15 protein-coding genes and 1 pseudogene are annotated in these 17,828 nt (G+C 74.2%); 6 read left to right on the forward strand and 10 right to left on the reverse strand.

Annotation, left to right across the window (positions count from 1 at the left end; genetic code table 11):
* Positions 1-31: 31 nt before the first annotated feature.
* On the reverse strand, positions 32-1,222 hold the full coding sequence (locus tag MOV08_RS24070) for a thiolase C-terminal domain-containing protein (RefSeq protein WP_275308787.1): 1,191 nt from the start codon (positions 1,220-1,222) through the stop codon (positions 32-34).
* 158 nt (positions 1,223-1,380) lie between these two features.
* Between MOV08_RS24070 and MOV08_RS24075 the strand changes: the two genes are divergently transcribed.
* Together MOV08_RS24075 and MOV08_RS24080 are read left to right on the forward strand one after the other, a co-directional pair.
* A complete protein-coding gene (locus MOV08_RS24075) occupies positions 1,381-2,715 on the forward strand; it encodes an acyl-CoA dehydrogenase family protein (RefSeq protein WP_275308788.1) in 1,335 nt (444 codons plus the stop codon).
* Complete coding sequence (locus MOV08_RS24080; protein WP_275308789.1) at positions 2,715-3,191, forward strand: nitroreductase family deazaflavin-dependent oxidoreductase; 477 nt, start codon at positions 2,715-2,717, stop codon at positions 3,189-3,191. The genes MOV08_RS24075 and MOV08_RS24080 overlap by 1 nt, the downstream gene beginning before the upstream one ends.
* Before the next feature lie 329 nt (positions 3,192-3,520).
* On the opposite strand, the gene MOV08_RS24085 is transcribed toward MOV08_RS24080, so the two are convergent.
* Positions 3,521-4,168 (reverse strand): TetR family transcriptional regulator, encoded by a 648-nt coding sequence (locus MOV08_RS24085; RefSeq protein WP_039635501.1) that lies wholly within the window; start codon positions 4,166-4,168, stop codon positions 3,521-3,523.
* A gap of 812 nt (positions 4,169-4,980) precedes the next feature.
* Between MOV08_RS24085 and afsK the strand changes: the two are divergent.
* Positions 4,981-7,490, forward strand: a pseudogene (afsK, locus tag MOV08_RS24090) (protein serine/threonine kinase AfsK).
* 31 nt (positions 7,491-7,521) lie between these two features.
* Here afsK and MOV08_RS24095 read toward each other — a convergent pair.
* Entirely contained in the window at positions 7,522-8,253 is a 732-nt protein-coding gene (locus MOV08_RS24095) for a hypothetical protein (protein ID WP_275308790.1), read from the reverse strand.
* Between the two features lie 210 nt (positions 8,254-8,463).
* Between MOV08_RS24095 and MOV08_RS24100 the strand changes: the two genes are divergently transcribed.
* On the forward strand, positions 8,464-9,036 hold the full coding sequence (locus MOV08_RS24100; RefSeq protein ID WP_275308791.1) for a hypothetical protein: 573 nt from the start codon (positions 8,464-8,466) through the stop codon (positions 9,034-9,036).
* Positions 9,037-9,072: 36 nt separating this feature from the next.
* Here the strand turns inward: MOV08_RS24100 and MOV08_RS24105 are convergent, their stop codons facing one another.
* The 3 genes from MOV08_RS24105 to MOV08_RS24115 are packed head-to-tail and all read right to left on the reverse strand — an operon-like array spanning position 9,073 to position 11,576.
* Complete coding sequence (locus MOV08_RS24105) at positions 9,073-9,861, reverse strand: enoyl-CoA hydratase/isomerase family protein (RefSeq protein WP_275308792.1); 789 nt, start codon at positions 9,859-9,861, stop codon at positions 9,073-9,075.
* Positions 9,858-10,418 (reverse strand): Zn-ribbon domain-containing OB-fold protein, encoded by a 561-nt coding sequence (locus MOV08_RS24110; protein WP_420834204.1) that lies wholly within the window; start codon positions 10,416-10,418, stop codon positions 9,858-9,860. The genes MOV08_RS24105 and MOV08_RS24110 overlap by 4 nt, the downstream gene beginning before the upstream one ends.
* A gap of 6 nt (positions 10,419-10,424) precedes the next feature.
* The gene (locus MOV08_RS24115) at positions 10,425-11,576 is read right to left on the reverse strand and encodes a lipid-transfer protein (RefSeq protein ID WP_275308793.1); all 1,152 of its coding nucleotides are present in this window, start codon (positions 11,574-11,576) and stop codon (positions 10,425-10,427) included.
* A gap of 112 nt (positions 11,577-11,688) precedes the next feature.
* Here MOV08_RS24115 and MOV08_RS24120 point away from each other — a divergent pair, with 112 nt between their 5' ends.
* Both MOV08_RS24120 and MOV08_RS24125 read left to right on the forward strand, forming a co-directional pair.
* Positions 11,689-13,335 carry a FadD3 family acyl-CoA ligase gene (locus tag MOV08_RS24120; RefSeq protein WP_275308794.1) on the forward strand — a complete coding sequence of 549 codons (1,647 nt, stop codon included), beginning with the start codon at positions 11,689-11,691 and terminating at the stop codon, positions 13,333-13,335.
* A 183-nt stretch (positions 13,336-13,518) separates the two neighbouring features.
* On the forward strand, positions 13,519-14,259 hold the full coding sequence (locus tag MOV08_RS24125) for a DUF4232 domain-containing protein (RefSeq protein WP_275308795.1): 741 nt from the start codon (positions 13,519-13,521) through the stop codon (positions 14,257-14,259).
* 157 nt (positions 14,260-14,416) lie between these two features.
* On the opposite strand, the gene MOV08_RS24130 is transcribed toward MOV08_RS24125, so the two are convergent.
* The 4 genes from MOV08_RS24130 to MOV08_RS24145 form a co-directional block, all read right to left on the reverse strand.
* Positions 14,417-15,352, reverse strand: coding sequence for a TIGR03619 family F420-dependent LLM class oxidoreductase (locus tag MOV08_RS24130; protein WP_275308796.1), 936 nt, complete (start codon positions 15,350-15,352; stop codon positions 14,417-14,419).
* Positions 15,353-15,482: 130 nt separating this feature from the next.
* Entirely contained in the window at positions 15,483-17,063 is a 1,581-nt protein-coding gene (locus MOV08_RS24135) for a class I adenylate-forming enzyme family protein (protein WP_275308797.1), read from the reverse strand.
* Positions 17,064-17,230: 167 nt separating this feature from the next.
* On the reverse strand, positions 17,231-17,395 hold the full coding sequence (locus tag MOV08_RS24140) for a hypothetical protein (protein WP_275308798.1): 165 nt from the start codon (positions 17,393-17,395) through the stop codon (positions 17,231-17,233).
* 211 nt (positions 17,396-17,606) lie between these two features.
* Positions 17,607-17,774, reverse strand: a complete 168-nt coding sequence (locus tag MOV08_RS24145; protein WP_167739064.1) for a hypothetical protein — start codon at positions 17,772-17,774, stop codon at positions 17,607-17,609.
* Between the last annotated feature and the right edge of the window lie 54 nt (positions 17,775-17,828).

Here is a 17,828-nt window from a genome sequence, read left to right on the forward strand (position 1 = left end):
TGGGGGCGCCACCCCCGCGGCCCCGCCGGCGCTACCCCGCCCCCAGCACCACCGTCCCCGACGAGCAGAACCAGCCGCCGGTGCCGGAGGCGACGGCCAGTTGTGGCAGGGCGCCGCCCGGCTTGCGGACCTGGCGGTCCGGTCCGGCCTCACCGCGGAGTTGGCGGACCGCCTCGACCAGCAGGAACAGTCCCCGCATGCCGGGGTGGCAGGCGGCCAGCCCGCCGCCGTCGGTGTTGACCGGGAGTTCGCCGTCCCGCAGCAGCCGCCCCCGCTCGACGAAGGCGCCGCCCTCCCCCTTGGCGCAGAAGCCCAGGTCCTCCAGCGTCACCAGGGTCATGTAGGTGAAGGCGTCGTAGATCTCGGCGAGGTCGATCTCGGCGGGGCGGACGCCGGCGCGCTGGAAGGCGAGCCGGCCGGAGACGGCGGCGGGGGAGACGGTGAAGTCGTCCCACTCCGACATCGTGGTGTGCGAGACGGCGGTGCCCGAACCGAGCACCCAGACCGGGCGTTTGGCGAGGTCGGGCACGTGGTCCTCGGCGACGAGCAGCACCGCGCAGCCGCCGTCGGAGCGGATGCAGCAGTGCAGCTTGGTGAACGGGTCGGCGATCATCGGCCCGGACAGCACCTCGTCCACGGTGATCGGCTCGCGGTACATGGCGTCCGGGTTGCCGGCCGCGTTGGCGCGCGCCTGGACGGCTACCTGGGCCAGCTGTTCCAGGGTGGTCCCGTACTGGTGCTGATGGCGGCGCGCGGCCATGGCGTACTTGGCGATCAGGCTGTGCCCGTAGGGGACTTCGAACTGGAGCGGGCCGCGGGCGCCGAAGGAGAGGTTGGCGGTGCGGCGCTTGGCCTTGATGTCGGCGCGGGCGGTGGAGCCGTAGACCAGGAGGACGGCGTTCGCGTGCCCGGCCGCGATCGCGTCGGCGGCGTGCGCGGCCATCACCTCCCAGGTGGCCCCGCCGACCGCGGTGGAGTCCACCCAGGTGGGGCGCAGCCCCAGGTATTCCGCGACCTCGACGGGGGCGAGGGCGCCGAGGCCGGCCGAGGCGAAGCCGTCGATCACCGACCGGTCGAGCCCGGAGTCGACGAGGGCCCGGCGGGCGGCCTGGGCGTGCAGGGCGTACGGGGTGGCCTCGTCCACCCGCCCGCAGTCGGAGAGTGCGACTCCGGCGACGGCGACCTTGCGTTGTCCGGCGGAGGTCCCTGACGTCAGCGACATGAATCTGACGGTACATCAGATTCGTTGGGGTGGGCAGGGGGAGTCTCCGGCGCTCCGCACTGGGAAAGTTCGCTCCTCCTGCCTACTATGACGGACCGTCAGATGCGGACCCCGTCCGGGCGGACGGGTGTCGCCGCACGGCCGGGAGGAGCCCGCCGATGGATGCCGCGTTCACCGAGGAGCAGGACGAGATCCGCCGCACCCTGCGCGCGCTGCTGGACAAGCGCTGCGGCCCGGACGAGGTCAGGGCGGCGGTCCGCACCCCGACGGGCTACGACGAGGCGCTGTGGCGGCAGCTCGCCGAACAGCTCGGACTGCCCGGCCTGGCCCTGCCCGCGGCGTACGGCGGGGCCGGCTGCGGCCCCACCGAACTCGCCCTGGCCTGCGAGGAGACCGGCCGCGCCGTCCTCCCGGCGCCGCTGATCGGCACCGCGGTGCTCGCCGCCCCGCTGATCCTGGCGCTGGGCGGGGAGCGCCGGCGCGCCGAGCTGCTGCCCGCCCTCGCGGCCGGGCAGTCGACCGCCGCGCTCGTCGTGCCGGGCGGGCGACTGGGCACCGCACTGGCGCTGACCGGGCCCAACGACGGCGACTGGGCCGGCGGCGGCCGGGCCGGCGGGATCCAGGCGCGGTGGTCACAGGAGCACGGTGGGGGTGCCCCCGGACGGAGTCCGGGGGCACCACGGGCGGGCGGTGGCTGGCGCCTCTACGGGGAGGCCGAGCAGGTCCTGGGCGGGCACGCCGCGGACGTGCTGGTGGTCGCCGCGCACGCCGGCGGCTTCGCGCGCAGCCGGACCCTGCTCTTCACCGTGCGGGCCAAGGGGCCGGACGGCGCCGAGGCGCCCGGGCTGCTGCGCACCCGGCAGACCGCGATGGACGAGACCCGGCCGCAGGCCCGCATCGAACTCCGGGACGTGGCTGCCGAGTTGCTGGGCGAGGACCCCTCGGGGGGCGACGGCGCGACGGACGCGGTGGCCGCGGCGCTGGCCGCCACCGGGGCGACGGCCGCCGCGTGCCTGGCGGCCGAGGCGGTCGGCGCGGCCGACGCGGCGCTGTCCCGTACGGTCGGCTACGTCAAGGAGCGCACCCAGTTCGGCCGGCCGATCGGCTCCTTCCAGGCCGTGCAGCACCGGCTCGCCGACCTGTACGTGGCGGTGCAGGCGGCGCGCTCGGCGGCGTACTACGCGGCCTGGGCGGCGGGCGGCGGGCGCGCCGTCCCCGAGCCCGGGGCGGGCGCGCTGGCGCTGGCGCAGGCGCTGGAGGCGCTGCGCGCGGTGGCCGCCGAGGCGGTGCAACTGCACGGCGGCATCGGCTTCACCTGGGAGCACGCGGCGCACCTCTACTTCAAGCGGGCGGCCTGTGACGAGTTGCTGCTGGGGCCGGTGCACCGGCTGCGGGCCCGGGCGGCCGAGCAGGCCGGGCTGTTCGTGTCCGGGGGCGGGGCGGATGCGGGCGCCCTCGTCGGCCCGGCGGTGCGCGCGGCGGTCGGCGCCTGATGGACGGTCGCGCACGGCTGGTGCAGAAGATCTCCTCGACCCGGGCGTTCGCACGGGTCGCGCCGCACGTCATCCCCGCGCTGGACCGTGCCGTGCACCGGCTGTCCGGCGGAAAGACGCTGCTCAGCACCCGGATGCTGCCCGGTGTCGTGCTGACCGCGACCGGTGCCCGCAGCGGGCGGCCGCGGCGCACCCCGCTGGCCTGCATGCCGCAGGACGACGGCGGCTGGCTGCTGATCGGCAGCAACTTCGGCCGCCCGGGGCATCCGGCCTGGACCGGGAACCTGATGAAGAACCCGGAGGCGGAGGTGAGTTGGCGGGGCCGGGACATTCCGGTGCGGGCCCGGTTGTTGACCGGGGAGGAGCGCGAACGGGCCTGGCGGGCGGCGGTTGCGTTCTGGCCGCCGTATGCGGCCTATCAGGCCCGGGTGGAACGGGAGATCCGGCTGTTCCGGTTGGACCGGAGGGACCGGTAGGACCGGTCGGACCGGCACTGACGGTGCGGTGGCCGGCGGTCGCGCACGCGCAGCGGGTGCCGTCGCGGCCCCTGGGGGCGGTCGGCACCCGCTGTGTGTGCGGTACAGCTATGGCAGGACGAACACAGGACGGAGGGCGAACTGTCCCGGAGACAGCGGGACATCGGGGAAGCTCCGGCTTCCCCGGCGACAGAGTGGAGGCCGAGGCGCGACGCTGCGGCTCAGCGCTCCCGGCTCGGCGGCACCGGCGATGCGGCCGTAGGGCGTACGGCGTTCCCGGTGGCGCGGCGGCCCGACGCGGACTCGTGGGCCGGACGCGGGGAGGCCCGCTACTTGATGGGCTTCTTGCCGGTGATGCCGAAGTGCACCAGCAGCGCCAGGTTGGGCTTGAGCTCGGCCTGCTTGACGCCCCAGCTCTGGAAGCCCTTCTGGTGGCCGGCGACCGCCGCCAGCATCGCGACGATGGAGCCGGCCATGGCCGCCGCGCTCACGTCCTTGTCGACCTTGTTCTTGGTCTGGAGCTCCTGGATCGACTCCGTAAGGGAGTTGGTGACCGCGTTGAGGATCTTCATGCGGATCTTGTAGAACCGCTTGTCGCCCTCGGCGGCGCCCAGGTCGACGACGCGCAGGATCGCGTCGTGCTTGCGCCAGAAGGAGAGGAAGCCGTCGACCAGTTCCTCGGCGGCCTGCCATCCGGACTTGCCCACCCAGGAACGCTCGGCGACCAGATCGGTCAGGCTTGCGCCCTCTTTCGCCATCTCTTCGGCGATTTCGAGGACCGCGCCTTCCACATCCGGGAAGTACTGATAGAACGTCGCGGGTGAAGTGCCCGCTTTTCGGGCCACATCGATGACTTTGACGTCCCGATAGGGGGACGAACTGAGCATTTCACTGAGGCAGTCGAGAAGCTTTTGCCGCGTCGCCTGTCCGCGGCGGCCGGCAACTCTGCCGTCGACGGTTCGAACTTGTCCTGTCATGCCGTCAGCTTACCGAGGGGTGATCGGAGCGCGATTTGGCTGCCTGCAAATGGGGACCGGGGAGTTCGGGTCGTCAGGCGCCCGTTGCCGCCCTGGTTGCGGGTCGGATCGCGGCCGGAGCCGGGTGCGCGGCCATTGGTCCGATCCAGTGAATGTTGTTATCAACAGCCTGTGGACAACTTTGGTGGGCAACGGATGGGGGCGGGGGCTGCGGGCGCCCGTCGGGGACGAGGCGGGAATCCGCCCGCCACGCGCGGTGTCCTGGCCGCGAAATGGCCGTGGGCGGCGCAGAATTGATCCCTTGACGCACAGCGGGCCGCGGGGGAAGGCATGCGTACGGATATGGGCGGGGAAATGGAACGATTTCGGCCACGGCGGACCGGTCGTGGGTCCGGGTGCCCACCGGGTGTTGACGGGCCGGCGGAGGCCCCGTCGTCGACCCATGCGCACGGAATCCGTCCGTCCGGATGGGGCGATGGGCGGCGGAAATTCCGCGCAGGCTGCTCTTAGGCGGCCCGCAACCGGCCGGTAACCCGTCGGCAATCGCCCGTCCCCGGACGTATCGACGCACGTCAGGGCGGGGTGGAATACGCCGGGTAATGGCCTTGTTGCGTATCGCAGGGGGTGAGTCGTGACACGGCCGACAGGCCCCGGGTTCGCAACCGCCGGCCCGGCCAGGAAGAATCAGGGTGCGTACGGCCGTTTCGGCAGCCCTGGCCGCGGGCGGGGAGACGCTGCCCGGGGCAGTGGTTCTCGGCGGCTCGTGGCTATGGAGAGTCTCGTTTTATGCCCCACGGGGAGGTGGCAGGCAAGTGGTGGAGCAGCTGACGCAGCACGATCCCCGGCGGATCGGCCCGTTCGAGGTGCTCGGTCGTCTCGGGGCCGGCGGCATGGGCCTGGTCTATCTGGCGCGGTCGGCGTCCGGCCGGCGCGTGGCGATCAAGACGGTCCGTTCCGAACTCGCCGAGGACCAGCTGTTCCGGGTCCGGTTCACCCGCGAGGTAGAGGCGGCCCGCGCGGTCAGCGGCTTCTACACCGCGGCCGTGGTCGACGCCGACCCGAGGGCCGCGGTGCCCTGGCTGGCGACGGCGTACGTCCCCGCGCCCTCCCTGGAGGAGATAGTCAATGAGTGCGGTCCGCTGCCGGTCCAGGCGGTGCGCTGGCTGGCCGCCGGGATCGCCGAGGCGCTGCAGTCCATCCACGGCGCCGGGCTCGTCCACCGCGACCTGAAGCCGTCGAACGTCCTGGTGGTCGAGGACGGCCCCCGGGTGATCGACTTCGGCATCGCCTCCGGGGTGTCCAACACCCGGCTGACGATGACCAACGTGGCGGTCGGCACCCCGGCCTACATGTCGCCGGAGCAGGCCCGCGACTCCCGCAGCGTCACCGGCGCCAGCGACATCTTCTCGCTCGGCTCCACCCTGGTCTTCGCCGCCACCGGGCACGCGCCGTTCCACGGTGCCAACCCCGTCGAGACGGTCTTCATGCTGCTCCGGGAGGGCCCCGACCTGGCCGGGCTGCCGGACGACCTCCGGCCGCTGATGGATTCCTGTATGCAGATGGAGGCGGCCCACCGGCCGTCCCCGGCCGACCTGCAGTCCCAGTTGGCGCCGCACCTGTTCAGCTCCGGCAGCGACGACAGCGGCACGGCCTCGGCCTGGCTGCCGCCCGGTGCCGTGGCGCTCATCGAGCGGCGGCGCGGCGGCGGCCGGGGTGCCGTCGCCCAGAGCACCCCGCGGCCGGCCGCCGCGCCCCGCGACGCCGGCCGTCAGGAACCCGTGGCCGCGCCGCCGATGCCGCAGGCCCCGCCGCAGCCCGTGCCGCAGCGGGCCGAGGGCGGCCGGCCGGCCGCCGAGGGCTGGCCCGGCCGGATCGGCGCCGGCCCCGGTGCGCACCGCGCCGACCCGCGCGGTGCCCCGGCCCCGGTGGCCGCCGCCACCCCGCCGTCCGCTCCGCAGGCTCCCGAGGGCGCCGGCGGTCCCGTGCGGCTCGGTGGTTCGCACGCCCCGATAGGGCCCGGGCCGCGCGCCGCCGACGCCCCCAGCAGCGCGCCGCGGCCGCCGCGACGAACTGGGTCCGGCCGCCGGCCGGCGCCCCGGCGGCCGGTGTGCCGCAGCAGGGCGCGCCCACGGGCAGCGGCCAGGGCGAGGCCGCCCCGGCCGCCCCGGTGGAGGCGCCGTCCGCCGAGCCGGGCCGTTGGCGTCCCTGGCGGTTCCGGATGTCGAACGACGTCTGGGGCACCCCGGTGGTCTCCGGCGAGCTGCTCTACGTCACGTCGTTCGAGGTGCACGCCCTCGATGTGGCCAGCGGGCGGCGGAAGTTCAAGACCCGCGACGTCGCCTGGGCGATGGCGGTCGCCGACGGCCGGATCCACGCCTCCGACGGGCCCACCCTCTACGCACTGGACGCCGACGACGGCAGCGAGCGCTGGCGGCTGAGCAGCGAGGGCTGGGTCTATGCGCTGACCGCCGACCGCGGCACCGTCGTCACCAGCACCCGGGGCGGCGGCGTCCAGGCCCGGGACGCCGCCACCGGCGAGCTGCTGTGGGAGCTCACCGGCGCGCAGACCGACTTCGAGAACCCCGACGCCGCGCCCGTACAGCAGGACGGCACGGTCTACGTCTGGGCCGAGGCCCGGCTGAAGGCGCTGGACGCGCGCACCGGCGCCGAGCGCTGGTCGTACCCGGTGGGCGACGCGGCGTCCTGCGGCGGTGTCCCGGTGCGGCTGCTGCCCGCGCCGGACGGCGTGGTGTACGTGGTCGCCGGCACCCGGGTGCTCGCGCTGGACGCCGCCCGCGGCGACGTGCGCTGGCACTTCGAGGCGCCCGCGGCCTTCCTGAGCCCGCCCGCCTTCGCGCCCGGCCCCGCCGTCACCGGCGGTGGCCTCTACCTCGCCGACTACCTCGGCACGGTCTACGCCCTCGACGCGGCGGACGGCCGGGACCGCTGGCGGATCGCCACCGAGGCCCGGCAGTCCTCCGAGCCGGTGCTGGTCGCGCACGGCGCGGTCCATCTGGGCAGCGGCAAGGCGCTCTACACCCTCGATGCGGTCACCGGCACCCCGCGCTGGCGCTTCCAGGCGGGCGCCGAGGTCGTGGGCTCCCCGGTCGTCGCCGAGGGGCGGGTGCACTTCGGGTCGGCCGACCACTGCCTGTACACCCTCGACGCGATGGGCGGTCAGCTGCGCTGGAAGCTGGCCACCGGCGGGGAGATCACCGGTTCGCCGGTGGCGGTCGGCGGCGTGGTCTACGCCTGCAGCAAGGACCGCTGCGTGTACGCGCTGGACGCCGCCAAGGGGACGGGCCTGGCCCGGCGCCCATAGGCCGGGCCGTCAGAAGCGCCCCAGGAGCGCCCTAGGGCCGGCCCGGTCCGGTCGGCCCGTGGTCGTTCGGCGGGTCGTTCGGCGGCGGTTGCGGTCCGCCCGGCCAGGTCGGCCGGTCGTCCTGGCCGGGCTCCGGGCCCGGCCGCGGCTGGTCCCGACCCCACTCCACGGGCGGCGTCGGCGTGTGCGGCCCGGGGGCGCCGGGCGCGGGCCCGTACGGTTCCGGGTGCCACTCCTGGGTGGGAGGGGGGCCGGGGTCCCAGGGGGCGGGCGGCGGCCGGTGCGGGGTGTACGGGGACGGCTGCCTGTCGTCGTACGCGTCGCCGTACTCGTCGTCCTCGTGCGCGGGGACCCGGCGGGTGCGCCCGCGCATCACCAGGGCGCCCAGGATCAGCAGGGCGCCGCCGCCCAGGGCGTTGGCGACGCCGACGCCCAGCCCGTGCGTGCCGGCGGTGAGTTCGCCCGAGTGCTGGCCCTGGCGGACCATCCACAGGACGGTGAAGCCCAGGACCACCAGCCCGGCGAGGGTGACGAGCAGACGGGAGCGCAGCACCACGCCGGCCAGTGTCAGCAGCCCGGCGAAGACCATCGGCAGCACCAGGGAGCCGAAGAGCGTGGCGCCGTTGTCCGTGAGGCCGTTGAAGAGGTCCTCGATCCGGACGTCGCTGCCGTGACGGCCGTCGTACCAGGGACGGAAGGGGCTCCAGACGGCGGCCGTCGCTCCGACGAGGGCGATCAGGGAGCCGAGAACGTTGCGCACCACCGGCGTCGCCTCGCTTCGACTCGTCCTGTCGGCCTCGTGACCGACGCTACGCCTGCCCGTCTGCCCCCGCTAGACAAGCTCGGCCGGATGCGGCCCGACTCCGCCGAGGGCCCCGCACGGACCGTCTCCGGCCCTTGCTAGGGTGCCGTGCACGCGTCAACCCTCGGGGTGGCGCGTCTCGGACGCAGCAACGGGGGATGGTCGAAGGACATGGAGCAGCGCACGCGCACGGGCAGGCCCGCCGGAGTCACCGGGGACCGGGTCCGGAAGGGGATCAGGGCGGGCATCGCGACCGGGCTGGCGGCGGTCTCGCTCGCCGCGCTCGCCGGCTGCGCGTTCGGCCGGCCCAAGATCAATGTGCCGCCGCCGGACTGGGCGACCGCGTCGCCCTCCTCCAGTTACGACCCGTACCACCCGACGCCGTCGTACACGCCCAGCTACGACACCTACTCGCCGTCCCCGACGCAGGAGACCTACAGCCCCGACGGGCGGTCCGACGTCCGTGGCAGCGGCTGCGACTTCTCCGCTTCGCTGCGTCAGTTCACCTACACGGTATCCATCACCAACCCGTCGACGACCAGCACGTTCTCCTACGACATGCGCATCGACTGGATGAAGGACAAGCCGGCCGACGGCTCCTCCTACGGGGAGCACCAGCGCAGCGTCGTGGTGGCGCCCGGCGCCACCGAGACCTACACCGCCAAGTACACGCTGAACCAGTCCTCCTGGCAGGCGTTCTGGTACACCTGCCAGATCACCCGGGCCACCAAGTCCAAGATGTGACCCGGGCCCGGCGGTGCCGCGTCCGGTGGGCGGTGGTCACCTGACGGGTGGCGGGGCGGCCCCGGTGCCCCGGGGGCGGGCGGTGAACAGCGCGGCCTGGCGGTCCGGCGGCAGGTTGCCGAGCGCGATCAGCTGCGGGGCGTGCGCCAGCGCCTGCGCCCGGGTCGCCTCCTGGGCGGCCCACAGGGCGCGGACGGTGCCCTGGACGGCCTCGGTGGGCTGCGCGGCCAGGACCGCGGCGCGGCGCAGCGCGGTCTCGGCCGCGGCGCCGGGCGGGGTCAGCTCGGAGACCAGTCCGACGGCGTGGGCGCGCCGGGCGCCGAGCCGCTCCGCGGTGCCCATCAGGGCGAGCCGGGCGATCTCCCCGTAGGGCATCCGCTGGGCCATGAGGATGGACTCGTAGGCGCTGACCATCCCGTAGGTGGTGTGCGGGTCGAAGAAGGTGGCGTCGTCGGCGGCGATGATGAACTCCGCCTCGCCCAGCAGGTAGAAGGCGCCGCCGCAGGCCATCCCCTCGACCGCGGCGAGCACCGGTTTCCACAGGTCGTTGGTCTTCGGGCCGATCCGGAGCAGCGGGTCGTCGAGGGAGTAGGGGGAGGACGGCTGGGGCACGTCGGCGGAGCGGTCGAGGCCGGTGCAGAAGGCGCGACCGCCGGCGCCGGTGAGGACCGCCGCCCGTACGGTGTCGTCGAAGCGGAACTCCCGCCAGAGGGCGGTGAGTTCGGCGGCGGTGGCCAGGTCGAGGGCGTTGTGGCGGGCGGGGCGGTCCAGGGTGACCAGGGCGACCCCGCCGTCGGTCTCGGTGCGGACCCCGGGGGACGTCACGGCCGCTCCAGGACCCAGCGGGGGACGGTCGGCCCGCCGGGCAGGGCGTGGAAGACCGCCTTCACCGGGGCGCCGATGCGCAGCCGGGCCGGGTCCACGGAGTTCAGGGCGGCGTCGGGGGTGGCGACGAGGTTGCCGACCAGCCGGATCCGCGGGGCCTCGGTGAGCTCCACGATGATCGCGTTGTAGGGGGCCTGGGCGGCGTAGGCGGGCAGCAGCGGCGGGTGGGGCAGGACGTAGGACCAGATCCGGCCGCGGCCGCTCATCCGCTGCCAGTGGGCGGTGAACGACTGGCAGTGCGGGCAGCAGGGGCGCGGCGGGAAGCGCGGTTCGTCGCAGTCGGAGCAGGTCTGCACGCGGAGTTCGCCGCGGGCCGCGTACTCCCAGAACGGCGCCCCGTCGTCGTCGGGGATGGGGCGCAGCAGGTCGGCGTCGGCGTCGGGGTCGGGGTCGGGGGGAGTGTCAGTGGCGGGTGGCAGGCTTGTGTTCATGGCATCACGGACGGTCATGGATTCGGTCCCGGCGGTGGTCCCGCGCGGGGAGCGCTCTGCGCGCATCACGTATCAACTCCTCAGCAGCAGTGCGGAGGTGGGCACGCCCTCGCCCGCGGTGACGAGGCAGGTGGCGGCGTCCGGGACCTGTGCGGTGCTGGTGCCGCGCAGTTGCCGGACGCCTTCGGTGATGAGGTTGAAGCCGTGCACATACGCCTCGGAGAGGCCGCCGCCACCGGTGTTGAGGGGCAGTCGGCCGCCGATCTCCAGGGCGCCGCCCTCGGTGAAGGCCGCGCCCTCGCCGCGTCCGCAGAAGCCGTAGCCCTCCAGGGAGAGCGGTATCAGCGGGGTGAAGGCGTCGTAGATCTGCGCCACGTCGATGTCCTGCGGGCCCAGGTCGGCGCCCTTCCAGAGGTGGCGGGCGGCGGCCTGGGCCGGGCCGGTGAGCGGGTCGTCGTTCCAGTAGTTGACCATGCCGTGGTGCTGGGCGGGCAGGCCCTGCGCGGCGGCGTGGACGTAGACGGGGCGCCGGCGGCAGTCGCGGGCGCGCTCGGCGGAGACCACGACGCAGGCCAGCGCGCCGTCGGTCTCCAGGCAGTTGTCGAAGAGGCAGAGCGGTTCGCTGATCCAGCGGGCGGTCATGTACATCTCGCGGGTCAGCGGGCGGTCGTACATCATCGCGGCCGGGTTCTGGTTGGCGCGGTTGCGGCAGGCGAGGGCGACGTTGAAGAAGTGGTCGCGGGTGGCGCCGTACTCGTGCATGTAGCGCCGGGCCAGCATGCCGATCTCGTCGGCGGGGCGGAGCAGGCCGAAGGGCCGGGTCCACTGTGCCGGGGTGGGCAGTTGGACGCGGGTGTTGGTCCACGGCCGCGGTCCGGAGCCGCGCTTGCGGGACCGCCAGGCCACGCCGACGCTCGCCTGCCCGGTGGTGATGGCGGCGGCCAGGTGTGCCACCGTCGCGCAGGAACCGCCGCCGCCGAAGCCGACCTTGGAGAAGTGCGTGACGTCGCCGGCGCCGATGGACTTGGCGATCTCGACCTCGTCGGTCTCCTCCATCGTGTACGAGGCGAAGGCGTCCACCTCGGAGGGGGCGATGCCGGCGTCGTCCAGGGCCGCGACGATCGCCCGGCAGGCCAAGCGCTTCTCGGATTCCGGGAGGCGTTTGGCAAAAGGGGTCTGTCCGATGCCGACGATCGCCGTAGCGTCCTTGAGGGTCGCCCCCATCGCCACCTCCGTGGTCGGTCGTCACTGCTGACAGCGGAGGAGGGTACCGCTAATCTGACGGACAGTCAGCTAGTGCGGTGCGGGGTATTTGCCAGGAGCGGGAGGCAGTGCGATGGGCGAACAGCTCGATGTGCGGGCGGACTTGGCGTACGGCTCGCTGGGCCGTCTGGTGCGTGCGGCCGCCGCGCGGTACGGCCCCCGGGAGGCCGTCGTCGAGGGCCGCACCCGGGTGTCCTACGCCGAGCTGGGCGCACGGGTGGAGCGGGCCGCCGCGGCCTGCATCGCCGCCGGGGTCGCCCCCGGCGACCGGGTCGCCCTCTGGGCGCCCAACACCCTCGACTGGATCGTCTCCGCCCTCGGCGCGGTGACCTCCGGCGCGATCCTCGTCCCGGTCAACACCCGCTTCAAGGGCGCCGAGGCGGCCGGTGTCCTGCGCCGCACCCACGCCAAGATCCTCTTCGTCACCGGCACCTTCCTCGGCACGTCCTACGTCGCCTCGCTGCGCCGCGCCGCAGAGCAGGGCGACGGCCGCGGCCCGCTGCCCGGACTGCCGCACCTGGAACGGGTCGTGGTGCTCGCCGACGACGCCCCCGCCGACTTCACCACCTGGCGCGCCTTCCTGGCCGGCGGCGCGGCGGTGCCGCCCGCCACGGTCCGCGCCCGGGCCGACGCCCTCGGCCCCGACGACCCCTCGGACATCATCTTCACCTCCGGCACCACCGGCCACCCCAAGGGCGCCGTGATCACCCACGGCCAGACCCTGCGCGCCTACGCCGTCTGGAGCGCACTGGCCGGCCTGGAGGAGGGCGACCGCTACCTCGTCGTCAACCCCTTCTTCCACACCTTCGGCTACAAGGCCGGCATCGTCGCCTGCCTGTTGCGCGGCGCCACGCTGGTCCCGCAGCCGGTCTTCAGCGTGGAGACCGCGCTCGCCAACATCGCCGCCGAGGCGATCTCCGTCCTCCCCGGCCCGCCCACCCTCCACCAGCAGCTCCTGGACCACCCCGACCGCGCCGCGCACGACCTCTCGGCGCTGCGCCTGGTCGTCACCGGCGCCGCCGTCGTCCCGCTGGAGCTGGTGGAGCGGCTGCGCGGCGAGCTGAAGGTGGCCACCGTCCTGACGGCCTACGGCCTGTCGGAGAGCACCGGCGTGGTCACCATGTGCCGCCGCGGCGACCCGTCCGAGGTGATCGCGGCGACGTCCGGCCGCGCCATACCGGACACCGAGGTCCGGGTCGTGGACCCCGCCGGCCGCCCGCAGCCGCCCGGCGCGCCCGGCGAGGTCCTGGTCCGCGGCTACCACGTGATGTCCGGCTACTTCGAGGACCCGGCCGCCACCGCCCGCGCGATCACCCCCGACGGCTGGCTGCGCACCGGCGACGTCGGCGTCCTCGACCGGGCCGGCAACCTCCGCATCACCGACCGCATCAAGGACATGTACATCGTCGGCGGCTTCAACGCCTATCCCGCCGAGATAGAGCAACTCCTCGCCCGCCATCCGGACATCACCGAGGTCGCGGTCATCGGCGTCCCCGACCGCCGCCTCGGCGAGGTCGGCAAGGCGTACGCGGTCCGCCGCCCCGGCTCCCGGGTCACCGCCGACGACCTGATCGCCTGGTCCCGCCGCGAGATGGCGAACTACAAGGTGCCCCGGGAGGTGGAGTTCGTCGCCGGACTGCCGCGCAACGCCAGCGGCAAGGTGGTCAAGGGGCAGCTGCGGCGGGGCAGTCCGCGCGCCGAGCGGGACGGGGCGCGCTGACGGCCGACGGGGCCGGGGAGCGGTCACGGGGCCGGCGGCGGAAGGCCGTGCGGTTCACGGCCTTCACGGCCGCGAGGGTATTAGCGGGGCGTTAGCGGAGCGGCAGCCGGGCGACAGGGGGCCCGGACAGAGTAGGTGTCGTACCGAGGAGACCACGACACCGACCGTCCCGGGGGACCTGCCATGCGCTCCAACACCGCTTCCCGCAACGCCCGTCGCCGCACCCTGCGCGTCGCCGCCGCGGCACTGACCGCGGTCGCCGGCCTGACCCTGACCGCCTGCTCCGGCTCGGACACCCCCGGTGCGAAGGCCGCGGGTGGCACGGAAAGAGCGGTGGGCGCGGCCGGTGCGGACGCTGCCGGCACTGCCGGCTCCGGCACCGCCGCAGGCGCGCCGGACACCGGCGCCAAGGCGGGCGCGGGCACCGGGGGCGGCACGAAGCCGGAGGCCGCGGGCAAGCAGTCGCGAAGCGCGCACACCGGCGGCGGGTCGGGTTCGGGCGTCGAGCGCTGCCACACCTCCGGCCTGAAGGCGTCCTTCAACACCGGTGGCGACGCGGCCCCGGACCCGAACGCGAGCGGGGCGACGACCACCAGCATCAACCTGACCAACAAGGGCAGCCGCGCCTGCAAGATCGGCGGGTTCCCGGGCGTGGACCTCACCTCCGTCAACGGCGGCGAGCGGTGGTCGCTGGTCCGCTCGTCCGCCAAGTTCGGCTCGATCACCCTGGCGCCCGGGGACAGCACCGACTTCACCCTCAACGTCGCCCTGACCAAGGAGAACGAGGGCTTCTACCAGCCCGCCTGGGTGGAGGTCACCCCGCCCAACGAGACCAAGGCGCTGAAGATCGAGTGGCCCTGGGGCACGCTCGTCGACCAGCGCAGCGCCACCCACCCGGCCACCTTCGTCAACCCCATCGGCTGACGCCCCCGTCCCCGGAGGGCCGTTCCGCGGCCGGGCGTCCGACGACGCACCCGCCCGGAACGGCCGATCACAGTACCGGCGCAACGGGATAGCCACCGGCGCAGCGGAATCGCCACCGGCGTCGCACCGTGCGCAGCGCCTCACCGTGCGCAGCGCCTCACCGTGCGACGTGGCCGCCGGTGACCCCGGTCCGCTCCGCCAGCGCCCGCATCCGGTCCGCGAACCCACCGTCCGCCGACCCGAACCACACCCCGAGGTCCGCCGCGCCCGCCGCCTCCCAGTCCGCGACCTCGGCGGCCACGTCCGCCACCGTGCGGTCCGGGCCGTCCCAGCCGATCCGGGTGCCGGCCGTCACCCGGGTCCCCCGCTCCGCGGCCCGCCGGGCCAACTCCGCAGCCCGCTGCGCGAACTGCCCGGGGGTGAGTCCCACCCCCTGCCAGTGGCCGCCGAACTCCGCGGCGCGCCGCAGCGCCGCGTCCGAGTTGCCGCCGATCAGGAACGGCACCGGCTCCTGCGGCACCGGTTCGAACACCGCCCGGCCGTCGAAGGCCACCTGTCCGTCCTCGTAGGGCCCGCCCGCCCCCGTGTGCAGGTGCCGCACCAGCCGCAGCGTCCGGTCCGTCCGCGCACCCCGGTCGCCGAAGCCGACGCCGGCCGCGGCGAACTCGTACGGCTGCCAGCCCACGCCGACGCCCAGCACGAACCGGCCGCCGCTCAGCCGCGCCAGCGTCGCCGACTGCCGGGCCAGCAGCAGCGGTTCGCGCAGCGGCGCGATCAGCACCGACGTCCCCAGCGTGATCCGCTCGGTCGCGGCGGCCAGGTAGGCGAGCGTGGTCAACGCCTCGTACACCCCGCCGTAGCCCTCCGGCGGACGCCCGTACGGGCCCGGCGGCAGCAGGTGGTCCGGCAGCCAGACCCCCGCGTACCCCAGCTCCTCGGCCTCCCGGGCCAGCCGCACCAGCTGCGGGGCGGGCATCGTGCCGGCTTCGGACGGCAGGACGACGTGCAGCCGCATCCGGTCCGGCCGCCCGGCGGCCGTGCCGGGGACGGCGGGGTGCGCGGTGGGGTGCTGCGTGGTGACGGCGTCGCTCATGGGGGGCCTCCGCTCCCGAAACGGGTGACTCGGTCGGACACCCCCGTTCCTAAGCCCTGACACGGGTGTGAGGGTCAAGTGCCGGGACACCGGGCGCCGTTCACCGGACGCCGCTCACCGCGCGTCGCCGTCAGCCGTAGCGCTCCCGCAGTGCCGTCTTCAGCACCTTGTTCAGCGGACCGCCGCGCGGCAGCACCTCGACGATCTCCAGCTGCTCCGGCAGCTTCTGCGTCATCAGCCCGGCGGCCCGCAGGTGCGCGGTGAGGTCGGCCAGGGTGAGCCGGGGCGCCTCAGCCCCGTCCGCCGCCCCGTCCGCCGCCCCGGCGAGCGTGACCACCGCGCAGACCCGTTCCCCCCGCTCCCGGTCCGGCAGCCCGATCACCGCCGCCTCCGCCACTGCCGGATGGGTGTGCACCAGGTCCTCGATCTCCTGGGCGGAGATGTTCTCGCCCTTCCTGATGATGATGTCCTTCAGCCGCCCGGTCAGTACCAGATGCCCGTCGGCGCGCAGGTGCCCCAGATCGCCGGTACGGAACCAGCCGTCCGCGGTGAACGCCTGGGCCGTCAGGGCGGGATCGGTGTACCGCCGGAACACCATCGGCCCCGAGACCGTCACCTCGCCGGTCCCACCGGTCGCCGCCGCGCTCCCGTCCGCCCGGACGATCCGCACCCGCGCGCCCGCCACCGGCCTGCCGACCGTGTGCGCCAGCTGCTCGTCCGTGTCGTACGGCGTCCCCATCGCGATCATCGGGCACTCGGTCATGCCGTAGCCGTGCACGATCGCGCAGCCCAACTCGCGCCCGGCCGCCCGGTACAGCTCGGGCGGCAGCGGCGCGCCACCGCCGGACAGCAGTCGTAGCGAGGGGATCAGCCGGCCGGCGTCCGGCGTGGCCGCCCGGCGGCGCCGCGACGCGTCGTGGAACGCCTGGTAGAAGGCGGTGCTGCCGCCGGCCATGGTCACCCCGTGGCGGCGGTAGACCTCGGCCGCCCGGTCCGCGTCGAACGCCTCCAGCACGACCGCCGGAAACCCGCTGACCAGCATGGCGATGACGTAGTCCGGCCCGGCGATGTGCGCGTACGGGAAGGCGATCGAGCCGATGTCGCCGGCCGACATGCCGAGCGCGGTGGCCAGCCCCACCCCGCCCGCGACGAGCGAGGCGTCGGTGTGCTCGACGCCCTTGGGCGCGGAGGTCGTCCCGGACGTGTAGTAGACCCAGCGCGTGCCGTCGTCGTCTCCTTCCGGGGCCGCCGGCAACCCGCCCGGATTCCCGTCCGGCAACCCGTCCGCCAACGGGACCACCCGCACGTCGGCGCGTTCCCCGACCGCGTCGCGCACCATCGTCGTGAAGTCGAACCCCCGCCACACCCCGGGCACGAGGACGAACTCCGCCGCCGACTCCGCCAGCACGAACCCGACCTCCCGGGCCCGGTGCAGCGGGATCACCGGGGTCTGCACGGCCCCGAGCCGGGCCAGCGCCAGCGACGCGATCACCGTGTCGATGCGCGTCGGCAGCTGCCACATCACCCGCGTCCCGGCCCCGATCCCCAACTCCCGGAACCCGGCCGCCGCGCGCAGCGCCGCATCCCGCACCTCGCCGAAGGCCACGGCCCGCCCGCCATCCCCGTCGAAGAACATCGGCGCGCCCCCGGAGGCCCGCGCCCGGTACTCGACCAGCTCCCACAACGTGCGTATACGAGCGTCTTCGAACACGGCGCGCCTCCTGGGGTGGATGGGCGGGGTGCGGCGTGACTGTAGCAGCAGAACTGACGCGGCGTCAGATATGCGATGTCTGTTGCTCACATGAAGCGGCAGTGCGGGCCATGTCTGCGCATGGCCCGCACTGCCGTCGCATCACAGGGTGTGGATGCCACGCGGGATCAGGGCTGGTGGTGGTCCGCCGGTGCCGCGGGCTGGTGGTGATCGAGGGGTGCGAAGTCGGACTGGGTCGGTTGGTGGTCGTCGGCTATGGCGGGGGCGGAGGCGCCGGCGGCGATGGCCGCCGCGAGGGCGAGGCCGGTGAGGAATCTCTTGGCGCGGGTCACGTCTACTCCTTTGACTTGATGCGGGGTGCTAGCGCATCAAGTGACGCTAGTGTTCATTGAGTCGAATGTTCGACCGAACGGCGAGTATTTGTCATAGTCTGGCTGGATCGGCGGGAAATCTGGAAATGCCGCAGGGGCCGTCATCGATGGCTCCCCTCCAGCCATCGAAACGGCCCCTGCGGTCCCCCGGTGACATAGGTCCGCTTCGGCGTTACCTCGGATTGATGATGGGTGTGTGGTTGTCCGCAGGCAGCATCTCGCCGGGCTTCCTGGGTGCCTTCTTCTTGCCGAGGCCGGGAGCGGCGATGGGCGTGTGGTTGTCCATCGGTTTGACGATGTCTCGTTCGTTTGCTTCCGGAGCCTTGTTCTCGGTGGCCACGTCGATCAACTCCTGTGTATGGGCGCTTGGAGGCCACGCCCGGCCGGCAACTCC

The sequence above is a fragment of the Streptomyces yunnanensis genome, assembly GCF_029011865.1.
In the GTDB taxonomy this organism is placed as follows: domain Bacteria; phylum Actinomycetota; class Actinomycetes; order Streptomycetales; family Streptomycetaceae; genus Streptomyces; species Streptomyces yunnanensis.